General features: G+C 66.8%; 10 protein-coding genes and 1 pseudogene. 6 read left to right on the top strand and 5 right to left on the bottom strand.

What is annotated here, in order from left to right:
- Positions 1-162 precede the first annotated feature (162 nt).
- The gene (locus V7E05_RS05340) at positions 163-882 is read left to right on the top strand and encodes a hypothetical protein (RefSeq protein ID WP_333618637.1); all 720 of its coding nucleotides are present in this window, start codon (positions 163-165) and stop codon (positions 880-882) included.
- A 57-nt stretch (positions 883-939) separates the two neighbouring features.
- Positions 940-1,359: a PaaI family thioesterase gene (locus tag V7E05_RS05345; protein WP_442891613.1), complete on the top strand. Its 420-nt coding sequence runs from the start codon at positions 940-942 to the stop codon at positions 1,357-1,359.
- Here V7E05_RS05345 and V7E05_RS05350 read toward each other — a convergent pair.
- Entirely contained in the window at positions 1,349-2,842 is a 1,494-nt protein-coding gene (locus tag V7E05_RS05350) for an NAD(P)/FAD-dependent oxidoreductase (protein WP_333618638.1), read from the bottom strand. The two genes, V7E05_RS05345 and V7E05_RS05350, sit on opposite strands and share 11 nt — an antisense overlap.
- Before the next feature lie 315 nt (positions 2,843-3,157).
- Between V7E05_RS05350 and V7E05_RS05355 the strand changes: the two genes are divergently transcribed.
- Positions 3,158-4,486, top strand: coding sequence for a class I SAM-dependent methyltransferase (locus V7E05_RS05355; protein ID WP_333618639.1), 1,329 nt, complete (start codon positions 3,158-3,160; stop codon positions 4,484-4,486).
- Between the two features lie 191 nt (positions 4,487-4,677).
- Complete coding sequence (locus V7E05_RS05360) at positions 4,678-4,995, top strand: hypothetical protein (RefSeq protein ID WP_333618640.1); 318 nt, start codon at positions 4,678-4,680, stop codon at positions 4,993-4,995.
- Between the two features lie 162 nt (positions 4,996-5,157).
- On the opposite strand, the gene V7E05_RS05365 is transcribed toward V7E05_RS05360, so the two are convergent.
- From V7E05_RS05365 to V7E05_RS05380, 4 genes are all read right to left on the bottom strand, one after another.
- Positions 5,158-5,832, bottom strand: a complete 675-nt coding sequence (locus V7E05_RS05365) for an FMN reductase (RefSeq protein ID WP_333618641.1) — start codon at positions 5,830-5,832, stop codon at positions 5,158-5,160.
- A 3-nt stretch (positions 5,833-5,835) separates the two neighbouring features.
- The gene (locus V7E05_RS05370; protein WP_333618642.1) at positions 5,836-6,981 is read right to left on the bottom strand and encodes an LLM class flavin-dependent oxidoreductase; all 1,146 of its coding nucleotides are present in this window, start codon (positions 6,979-6,981) and stop codon (positions 5,836-5,838) included.
- Between the two features lie 142 nt (positions 6,982-7,123).
- Positions 7,124-7,921, bottom strand: a complete 798-nt coding sequence (locus V7E05_RS05375) for a family 1 encapsulin nanocompartment shell protein (protein WP_333618643.1) — start codon at positions 7,919-7,921, stop codon at positions 7,124-7,126.
- A 65-nt stretch (positions 7,922-7,986) separates the two neighbouring features.
- Positions 7,987-9,027: a Dyp-type peroxidase gene (locus V7E05_RS05380; RefSeq protein WP_333618644.1), complete on the bottom strand. Its 1,041-nt coding sequence runs from the start codon at positions 9,025-9,027 to the stop codon at positions 7,987-7,989.
- Positions 9,028-9,469: 442 nt separating this feature from the next.
- Between V7E05_RS05380 and arsB the strand changes: the two are divergent.
- Both arsB and V7E05_RS05390 read left to right on the top strand, forming a co-directional pair.
- Positions 9,470-10,549 (top strand): annotated as a pseudogene (arsB, locus tag V7E05_RS05385) (ACR3 family arsenite efflux transporter).
- Positions 10,550-10,620: 71 nt separating this feature from the next.
- Positions 10,621-10,785, top strand: a complete 165-nt coding sequence (locus tag V7E05_RS05390) for a hypothetical protein (RefSeq protein ID WP_333618645.1) — start codon at positions 10,621-10,623, stop codon at positions 10,783-10,785.
- Positions 10,786-10,984: the final 199 nt, after the last annotated feature.

Here is a 10,984-nt window from a genome sequence, read left to right on the forward strand (position 1 = left end):
TGGCGGATGGATTCGGCTGGATTGGGCGGGACCGGGAACCGAATCCGCATCTCGGGGAGTCGTGATCTGCGGAGGTGGTCTTCAATGGTCAGAGCGGTGCGTATACACGAGCGGGGTTCCGACAACCCCTTGTTCGCCGAGGTCGCAATGGACCTGGCGCGATTGAGTATCGATGATCCACGGATGTATTCGGTCGCGGATCTCGGACAGCACAATCGCCGCCGCTGGCGGTCCATGGCGACTCTCGAGGAGGGCACACTCGTCGCGGACATGTTCGCCGCCCATTTCGATGTCTTCGGCGAAGCTCGGTATGCGACCCATCTCGTGACCAGCCAATTCTCGCACTCTGTGCTCGGACGAGCGGTGGCGAGCTTCGTGCAGAAGGGGCGCGTGTGGGACCCGCACGAGAGCAATCTTTTCGTCCGCACGAATCAGGAGTGGGGCTTCGACTGGGTGGGCGTGGACGATTCGCTCGTGCGGGTCCTTCCGGGAGATCCGCGGCTCGGAACCGGCCTCGACAAGCGGCAGGTCCGGGAGCTGCCCGGCGAGGCCGAAATGGCGTATTGGCTGGCAGGTCGCGCGGTGTCCGCGCTGCGCCCCGTGTTCGAGCTCCTCGCCGAGGTGAGCCTGTGCCGGCCCGCGCAGATGTGGGCCACAGCGGCGCGAGAATCGGCATACACGGCGCTGCGCACCGCGCGCTTCGTGGAGACCTCGAGAGACGTGGCCGATCGCCGCGTGCAATTCCTCCTCGACGGCTTGGAGGTGTGCAAGATTCCCGTGCGGGGGATTCGGCCGCTGCCGTGCTCGCTCATGGAATCGGGACAGGGCGGAGAAGGCTGTGAGCGGCCGAAGGGCCCCCGGCGCGGTCCGCGGCGAGACTAGGCTGGTCGCCGTACGGTGGCCGCATCGGCCACGAGGCTCCGAGCTGGGTAGGTAGATATGACAGAAGACGGCAACACGACGGATATGTTCGCGGCCGCGGAGGGTCGCGAAACCCTCGGTACCACGTTGGGCTTCGAGTACGTAGAGGTCTCACCGGACCGCGTCGTGCTCACCGTCGCCGTCACCGAGAAGCTGCAGCAGCCGCACGGAATCATCCACGGCGGGGTCTACGCCTCCATCGGTGAGGAAGTCGCGAGCGTCGGCGGTCAGGTCTGGCTGGGCGAGAAGGGGCACGTGGTCGGCACCAACAACAACACCGACTTCCTGCGCTCGGCGTCCACGGGCACGCTCACCGCGACCGGGACGCCGGTGCACCGAGGCCGCTCGCAGCAGCTCTGGCGCACGGACATCGTGGACCAGGACGGTCGCCTCATTGCCACGAGCCAGGTTCGGCTCGCGAACCTCACTACGCCTTAGGCGCTGAGGCGCTCTCGCCCTCGGGTGCGGCGGGGGCGCCTTCACCTTCGGCGTCGTTCTTCGTGCCTTCGCCCTCGTCCGCCTGCTCGACCTCGGAGAGGCGAGCCTCGGTCGCCGCGATCTGCTCCATCGCCGCCCGCGCGTAGACCTGCTGGTTCGTCGAGGTGAGCTGCGAGCGGTGGTTTCCCATCACCTGCATTCCCCAGGAGATGAGCGCCGTGAACCGGTTCTTGAATCCCACGAGGTACGCGAGGTGGACGATGAGCCACATGACCCACGCAAAGAAGCCGGAGATCTCGACCTTGCCCATCTTGACGACCGCGTTGTAGCGGGACACCGTCGCCATCGAGCCCTTGTCGAAGTACTTGAAGGGCTTCCTCTGGCTCGGCTTCTGCCCTTTTTCCACCTCGGCGATGATCTGCCGTGCGGCGTAGCGGCCGCCCTGGATCGCGACTTGGGCGACGCCTGGGAGCTTGTCGAGGCTCATCATGTCCCCGACCACGAAGACCTCCGGGTGGCCCGCGACGCTGAGGTCCTTCTCCACGAGCACACGGCCTGCTCGATCGACCTCCGCGCCGGCCTGGTCCGCGACGATCTTGCCGAGCGGGCTCGCGGAGACACCGGCCGACCAGATCTTGCAGGCGGCGTCGATGCGCTGCTCGGTGCCGTCGGCCTCCCGGAACACGATGCCGCGGGCGTCGACATCGGAGACCATCGCGTTGAGCCGCACCTCGACGCCCATCTCCTCGAGGCGCTCTTTGGCCTTTCCTCCGAGCTTCTCACCGAACGGCGGCAGCACGAGCGGCGCCGCGTCGAGTAGAACGACCCGCGCGGTGGTCGGATCGATATTGCGATAGATGCCCTTGAAGGTTGTGCCTGCGAGTTCGGCCACCTGGCCGGCCATCTCGACGCCCGTGGGGCCGGCTCCGACGATGACGAAGGTGAGCAGGCGGCGCTGCTCGACCTCGTCCGTGGTGAGCTCGGCCTGCTCGAACGCGCCGAGGATGCGGCCGCGTAGCTCGAGGGCGTCGTCGACCGACTTCATCCCCGGGGCGAAGCGCTCGAAGTGGTCGTTGCCGAAATACGACTGATTGGCACCCGCGGCGAGGATGAGATCGTCGTAGCCCGCGGTGAGGTCGAGGTTCCCCGAGGTGTAGCGCACCGTGCGGTCGGCGAGGGAAATGTCCTTGACGTCGCCGAGCACGATGGTGACGTTCTTGATGTCCTTGAGGATGAACCGCGTGGGTGGCGCGATCTCGCCGACGGAGAGGATGCCCGTTGCCACCTGGTAGAGCAGCGGCTGGAAGAGGTGATGCCCGGTCTTCGCGATGAGCGTCACGTCGACATCGACATTCTTGAACTCCTGGGCCGCGAAGAGCCCGCCGAATCCCGAACCGATGATCACGACATGGCGGCGACCGCTCTGCGACTTCGGATTCGTCGCATTGTCCTGTGAATCGGTGCGCTGGGCTGGCGTGGACATACATCACCTCTGGGCAGGTAGTGGCGAGTAGATGTGAGCATCCGTAGCCGAGGATCGCCGACGCCGGATGGCCGGTTACAACTCTAGACGAACGCGCAGAACCGCTCTGCCGCGCCCGCAAATAGCGGTAGGCGCCCGCGTCCGGCGGCGCAGACCCGGGAATGAACCCGGAATGAGCCATCCCCGAGCGCCACCCAAGAACTCCCCAAGAGCTGGGCGGGGGCGCGCCGCGCCTCGGCGGCAGGCGGCCCCGGCGGCGGTAGCGTCGAAGGCGCGGAAGGCAAGTGGGCCCGAGGTTCGGGAAGGTGGGCAGCAATGGCACGTGTGGAGCCCGAGGTGGTCGATCCCATCAGGTGGCCCGAGCTGGTCGCGCCCGAATCCGAGGCCGGGACCGGCCGCCGTGGCGCGTCCCGCGAGATCCGCGATGCCCTGCGGGCGGCGGCACCCGAGCTCGGCATGCGTTTCGAGTTCCCCGATGATTCTTCGTTTGGCTCCCTCGACGCCGAGACCACTGTGGTCCTGCGTCGCCCGGAGTCGTTCTTCTCTCGCATCGCTGCGCAGGGAACCCCGGGGCTCGCCGAGTCATATATGGCCGGCGAATGGATCGCCGGGGACCTGCCGGCCGTCGTCGCGGCACTCGTCCCATGGCTCGCGAACCACCCGGATCTCGAGACCGTCCGCCGTCATAGGTCGGGGAAGGGACTGGGGCAGGTGCGGGGGCCCGGGCACAGGCGTCGCGCCCAGACCGGCGGCGAAGAAGCATGGATGACGGACCTGGAGATGGGAATCCCGGGCGATCTCGTCGCGCTGTTTTCCGATCCGACGATGGCGACGAGCGCCGCCCTGTTCGCCTCCGGAGCCCGCAGCCGACGTACCGATTCGCGCGGGCGGACGGTGATCCACGTGAGTGCCCCGCCTACACCGCCGCACCGGCTCGATCTCGGAGATGCTCAGCGGCGCGCACATGACGTGCTCCTCGGCCTCGCCGAGGTCGGCGACGGGTCCCGCGTGGTCGTCACGCCGCCCGGCTGGGGCGAGTTGCCACTGCGGGCGGCCGAATGCGGCGCCCAGGTCCGCGGCGTCACCGAGTCGATCGACCGACTCAACGTGGTCGGCGCCAGGATCCGCGCGGCAGGCCAGTCCAATGCGGTGACGTTGAGTCTCGGTGAATTCGGGGACATCGCGGGCGAGGCCGACGCCGTCGTCGCGCTCGAGCCGTGCGCCCACGGGAGCGACGCTTTCGCTGCGGTGCTCGAGAAGTCCTCTGCGATCCTGCCTCCCGGCGGAACTCTCGCAGCGCAGCTCGCCGTGGGCTCTGACGCGCACGCCGCCGAGATCTCCGAGCTCCTGGCGTGGCGCCGGCAGTACATCGACGAGCGCTCCGGGATTCCGCTGCGTTCGGACCTCAAGTCGGCATTCGAGCGGCAACAGGGGATGGAGCTCCGCGGGCGGATCGAGTTCGGCGAGCACGCGGCGCACACGGCACGGCTGTGGCGGGAAAACCTCGCGATTCGCGGCCGCGATGCCGCCGCGCAGGGATTCGATCCCGTCTACCGGCGGATGTGGCAGTTCCACCTCGCGACGGTGGAGACCTCGTACGCCGCCGGCTGGATCGACGCCTGGCAGATCGTGGCCACGGCCTGAGTCTGGCTCCTTGAACCAGTTCCTCGAATCCGCTCCTCGAGGCCGCTAGCCGCGGCCGCGGGAATCCCGAGCCGGCGTCGGTAGGCTCGGCGTGGAGCCGGCGCCCCGGTGCGAGGGAGACCGGAGGGCGGCGGGTTTGACAGATTTCGGCCGCAGCGAAGCGGCCGGCAAGCATTAGGAAAGAGGACGAGATGGCAGTAAAGAACGCGCGTGAGGTCTCATCGGCGGCGGTGTCCGCCTTCGGCCTGGTCGGAGGTTTCCTCGTGGCGCGCGAGACCGGGATCCGGCCGCTCGGCGGAGTCGTGCTCGGAGCCGCGGGACTGTGGGCAGGCCGCACCTGGCTGGAGACGAGCGGCCCTGCGGCAGCCGGTGCGCTCGGTGCAACGTACCTCGGCGCCTTCGGCGCGTCGCATCCTCTCGCCAAGAAGATCGGGGCGTGGCCGTCCGTGTTCTCCGTGACCGCCGCGACCGCTGCGCTGTCGTACGCGCTCGTCGACTCGAAGAACTGAGCCCGTCCCGGGCCCGACCCGGCGTGGCCCGGCCCCGGGCCCGGGGAAGCCCGGGGAGGACGCGCGGAAACGAGTGCGTGGAGCACAACGGGGGAGGGGCGCCACGTCGTGGCGCCCCTCCCCCGTGCGTACCGTCCCGATCGGGCTCGGGCAGGCCGGCTACTAGGGCTCGAGCGAGCCGCTATGCCCCTTGAGGAGCTGGTCGAAGGCGGTGAACGATTCGGCCGGCGAGGTTCCGGTGCGACGCCTCGGCGCCGTGTCCCCAGTGGACGGGCCGAAGCCCTCGACAGCCGCTGGCTCGGCGACAACCTGCCCGGCGAGCTCGGCGGCCGCGCGCCGGATCCGTCCGCCGAGCCCGGCGCCCTCCGCGCCCCCGAAGTCCTCGGTGGCGGCGAAGACGCCCGTGGGCATCACCGTGGCGCGAAGGTAGGTGAACAACGGGCGCATCGCGTGATCGAGGACGAGCGAGTGCCGCGCCGTCCCCGCCGATGCGCCGATGAGTACCGGCATCCCGTTGAGCGCGTCGGTGTCCAGGACGTCGAAGAACATCTTGAACAGCCCGCTGTAGCTCGCCGTGAACACCGGGGTTACGGCTACGATGCCGTCCGCCGCCGACACCGCCTGTTTGATCTCGTCGAGCTCGGGCGTGGGGATCGCTCCGGTGGTCATGGCGCGGGCGAGTTCTCCGGCAATGTCCCGCAGCTCGACGAAGCGGACGTCGACGGTCTCGCCGCGGGCGGAGACCTCGGCTCGCACGGCGTCGACGATCTGATCGGCGAGCAGCCTCGTGGACGAAGGCTCGGAGAGCCCGGCTGTGATGGCGACGATGGAGCGCATGTCCTAGTTCTCCCTTCCTTGCGCGTTGGCGGCGATCCGATCCTTTGCCGGCTCGACGAGGTGGAACGGCGAGTCGGGCCCCTCGGCGACGAGAGAGTCGTGGGTCGGCGGGTCCGAGGGGACGTCGGCTGGACGGCACGCCTCGAACTCCTTGCGGAGGACGGGCACGACCTCGGTGCCCAGGCGCTCGATCTGCTCGAGCACCATCTCGCGGGGCAGACCCGCGTGGTCGAGGAGAAAGAGCTGGCGCTGGTAGTCCCCGGCCCAATCGGCGAAGCTCAGCGTGCGCTCGATGACCTGCTCGGCCGTACCGACCGTGAGAGGAGTGAGCTTCGAGAACTCCTCGAGGCTCGGCCCGTGCCCGTACACCGGTGCGTTGTCGAAGTACGGCCGGAAGCGCTTCTTCGCCTCGGCCTCAGAGTCGCCGATAAACACCTGCCCGCCGAGGCCGACGATCGCCTGCGCGGCCGAACCGTGGCCGTAGTGCTCGAAGCGCCGACGATAGAGATCCACCATCTGCTTGGTGTGCTCGACGTTCCAGAAGATGTTGTTGTGGAAGAAACCGTCTCCGTAGTAGGCGGCCTGCTCGGCGATCTCCGGGGAGCGGATGGACCCGTGCCACACGAACGGCGGGGTGTCGTCGAGCGGCTGCGGGGCGAGCGTGAACCCGCGCAGGGGAGTGCGGAATTCGCCTTCCCAATTGACGACCTTTTCGCGCCACAGCTTCCGGAGCAGGTGGTAGTTCTCGATCGCCAGCGGGATTCCCTTGCGGATGTCTTTGCCGAACCACGGGTAGACGGGGCCGGTGTTGCCGCGGCCCATCATGAGGTCGACGCGGCCGCCGGAGATGTGCTGGAGGAAGGAGAAATCCTCGGCGATCTTCACGGGATCGTTCGTGGTGATCAGCGTGGTCGACGTCGTGAGCTGCAGTTTCGACGTCCTCGCGGCGATGTAACCGAGGTGGGTGGTCGGGGAGCTGGGCACGAAGGGCGGGTTGTGGTGCTCGCCCGTGGAGAAGACGTCGAGACCGACCTCCTCGGCCTTGAGCGCGTATTCGGTCATAGCCTCGATGCGCTCGTGCTCGCTCGGGGTCGTGCCGTTGGTGGGGTCTTCAGTGACGTCGCCGACGGAGAAGATACCGAACTGCATTGCCGTCCTCCAACTTACTTGTTGATGTGTCAACAAGGGTAACGCACTTGTTCCCGAGATGATTCCCGACGGGGCCGAGGCCCGAAAATGACGATGCCGCGCGTGCCCGGAGGCACGCGCGGCACGAGCCGATTACCTCGTGCTAGTTGATGCGAACCGCGGCCTCGTCGCCAGCGACGCGGAAGGTGAAGCTCTCCTGGAGATAGAGATTGATGTTCTCGGAATCGTGGGAGTGGTAGCCGATGGAGAGATCCTGCCCGAGGTGGAGCTCGAAATCGCCACCGCGTGCGGAGGTGAGCATCGCGCCGTCGATCGCTGGCGCCCACGTGATCTCGCCGTCCTTGAGGACGCGCCCGATGTGCTCGTGGACCGGGTAGCCGTGATCGGTGGTCTCGAGGACCTCGGTGTAGAGGTCCGCGGAGAGGAGCAGGTTGTACGGCCCTGAGACTCCATCGAGACGGAGAGTGGAGACCGCCTTGGCGACCGCTGCTGGGATGTCTCGGGTCTCACTGGGGAGCTCCACCGGCTTCTGCGTGGCCGCCATGGAGATGCCCTTGATGCCGAGGGTCTCGGAGCCCTCGAGAACGGCGCGGTCCTCGGCGAGCGCGATGGCCTCGGCTGCATCCTTGACCGGCTGCCAATCGGAATCGGCAGAGCCGCGGTCCACATCGTCGACTGCGGCGCGCGACACGGTGAACGGAACGCGGATCTCGAAGACGGGGATGGACTCGCGGCGGCGGACCTCGACGCCCTCGATGCCCGCATCGAGTGCTGACAGGTGACCCGTGCCGAGCGCGGAGAACTCGAGGCCGTGGGCCTCGGGCACGTCGACGATCCGGCGGCCGGCGATATTGCGCTTGAACGTGCGGCGGGCCTCTTCCTCGATCTCGTCCCAGGCGGCCGAGGTGATAGGGGCGAGTTCCCTGTGCAGATTGTTCATGTCTGAGCTCCTTGGTTTTTCGTGTCTATTGCCGTTATCGGTACGTGAACTCTTGCTTCGGCCCGCTACCGGGGGCCGAGGCCGCCGATCCCGAGACTACCGTCGGGGATGACGGCGGGCGCCGCGTCTGCGTCGACGTCCGTTTCGCCGCCGTCCTGTTCCGAGCCGTCGGCCGGGGCGAGCTCGTCGATGGAGTCGAGCTGTTCTGCCGAGGGGATGTAGAAGAGCGCGCCCGTCACGGCGGTGGAGAAGTCGAGGATCCGGTCGTGATTGCCGATCGGATCGCCGAGAAACATGTTGTCGAGCATCTGCTCGGTCACGGCAGGGTCTGCGGCGTAGCCGGCGAAATAGGTGCCGAACTCCTTCTCGCCGATTCTGCCGAACGGCATGTTCGTCCGATAGATGTCGAGGTCGTTGCCGTCCTCGTCGCTCACATCGTTGAGGGCGACGTGGGAGTTGCTCGGCTTGACGTCGTCCTCGAGCTCGATGTCCTCGAGCTTGGTGCGCCCGATGACCCTCTCCTGTTCCTCTACGGAAATAGCGTTCCAGGAATCGAGGTCATGTGTGTACTTCTGCACGATGAGGTACGAGCCGCCGGGGAAGGCCTCGTCGCCCGCGTCGTAGACGGCGCCGAATGCATCGGAGCCCTCGGGGTTCTCCGTTCCGTCGACGAAACCGAGAAGATCCCGGTTGTCGAAGTAGGTGAAGCCGTGGACCTCGTCGACGACGGACACTCCGCTGCCGAGTTTGTCGAGCATGATCCGCGCGAGCTCGAAGCACAGGTCCATCTGCGGGGCGCGAAGATGGATGATCACGTCGCCAGGGGTCGACGGAGCCGTGTGCGTATTTCCCGCGACCTCGGCGAACGGGTGGAGGTGCCGCGGTCGCTCGGCGAACAGTCGGTCCCACATCTCGGCGCCCACCCCGACGACGCTGAGGATGTCCTTGGAGAAACTGGCGCCCGTCGAGCGGAACGAGACGGCACGGGTGTATCCGGGGGCGGCGCCGAGGAAGTCCCGGACCGAGTCCTCGGCACCGTCGGAGACCTCGAGGACGAGGAACATGGCCGCGCGCGCCGGCGGCGCGACGATCTGCTGGATAGGCAAGTTTTCCACCCTCTCTGCGGGATCGGATCGAGGATCCCGACTCGACCACAACCTTACGCACAGCTGCAACGTCTATGACGGGCTCGGGTATTCTCCGAGTTGCCCTCGGAGAGCGTCGTCAGATGTGATGGGGCAGTGAGGAAATCGCTCCCTTGGCGTAATCGGGTCACATGCGAATCGAGATTGTGATCAACGTCTGCGCTTTTCACAGCCGTGTCCGTCGGTCGAATGCCCTTGGGCCCGATCAGTATGGACGGCGGTCTGCACTCGAACAGAGCGCACACGTCCTCGAGGAGCACGCGAGGTCCGAAGGACGACAACCCCGCGAACACCGTGCAGGCGCCGCTAGTAAAGATCCATCGCGCCAGTAGTCTGCTGTTGCCACCGGCGGTGTGCGTGCGCCGGTGCGCCGCATTCTCACCCGCAGAGAAATAGACGAACTTTGGAGCCTGAGTCGGAAGACCGCGAGACCGTCGGCGCGAGGCTGGGCGTACTCGACAGGTATCTGCCCGCCTGGATCGGCATTGCGATGCTGGCGGGCCTTGTCCTCGGCAGCGTGGTACCGGGTGTTCGCGACCTCCTCGGCTGGGCGGAGGTCGACGGCATCTCTCCGCCGATCGCGCTCGGTCTTCTCGTGATGATGTACCCGGTTCTGGCCAAGGTGCGGTTCGACCGAATGGAATCGGTGACGGCGGACTGCGGACTCCTCCTCGGCTCGCTGGTTCTCAATTGGATCCTGGGCCCGGCCGTGATGTTCGCCTTGGCGTGGCTGTGCCTCCCGGACCTGCCGGAATACCGTACCGGTCTGGTCATCGTGGGACTCGCCCGCTGCATCGCGATGGTGATCATCTGGAATGATCTCGCCTGCGGCGACAGAGAGGCCGCCGCAATGCTGGTCGCGCTCAATTCGGGCTTCCAGATCGTGATGTTCGCGGTTCTCGGCTGGTTCTACCTCTCGGTGTTGCCGGGATGGCTGGGGCTCGAGCAAGCCGAGATCGATGGCTCGCCTGGGCGTATCGCGGTATCGGTGCTCGTTTTTCTCGGTATCCCATTGCTCGCGGGGTTCCTCTCCCGGCGCCTGGGGGAGCGTGCCAAGGGGAGGAGCTGGTACGAGGAGCGCTTCCTGTCTGCGATCGGGCCGTGGGCGCTCTACGGTCTCCTCTTTACGATCGTCGTCCTCTTAGCTCTGCAGGGCGATCGGATCACTGCACAGCCGTAGGACGTCGCTCGGATCGCCGTCCCGCTTCTTCTGTATTTCGGGATCATGTGGGGCGCAGGTTACTTCCTCGGCCGCGGAATCGGACTCGTATATGCCCGGACGACGACGTTGGCCTTTACCGCTGCGGGAAACAATTTCGAGCTTGCCATAGCCGTGTCGATCGCGACCTTCGGCGCGACCTCGGGGCAGGCGCTCGCCGGCGTGGTCGGCCCGCTGATCGAGGTGCCCGTCCTCGTCGGCCTCGTTTATGTCTCGCTCTGGCTTCGCCGAAGGATGTTCGCGGAGGGGGCCGAATCGCGGTGACGCCGCCGGCCGGGTCGCCGTGGGGGTACCGCCGTCTTCGGCTGCCGAAGACGGCGAACAGCACGCGAAAGGTGAGCGTTCCGGATACCGGGATGAGGATGAACCCAATAAGCTGGAACAGGGTGAGGGTCTCGGTGACCTCGGGACCGGCGGAGCTCACGAGGAGGAGAACCGCCGAGAAGCCGATGACGCCGGCGAGGAAGATGATTGCGGCGAAGTGGATGAACTCGCGATAGCGCATATCGGCGTTATGACACCCGTCTAGTAGGTACCCCTCGTGCCGGCCAAGTGCGGGCTCAGACCCCCGTCTTCGTTTGGCGCTCATGCGCGGCCACCACTCCGTGCTGGCTCCCACAGAGATACCATTGGCTGCTGCCATTTCGCGGATGGACTCGCGCTTCTTTCGACGGGCGAGGATAACTGTGCGCTTGTAGT

The organism is Dietzia sp. (assembly GCF_036741115.1).
GTDB lineage: Bacteria > Actinomycetota > Actinomycetes > Mycobacteriales > Mycobacteriaceae > Dietzia.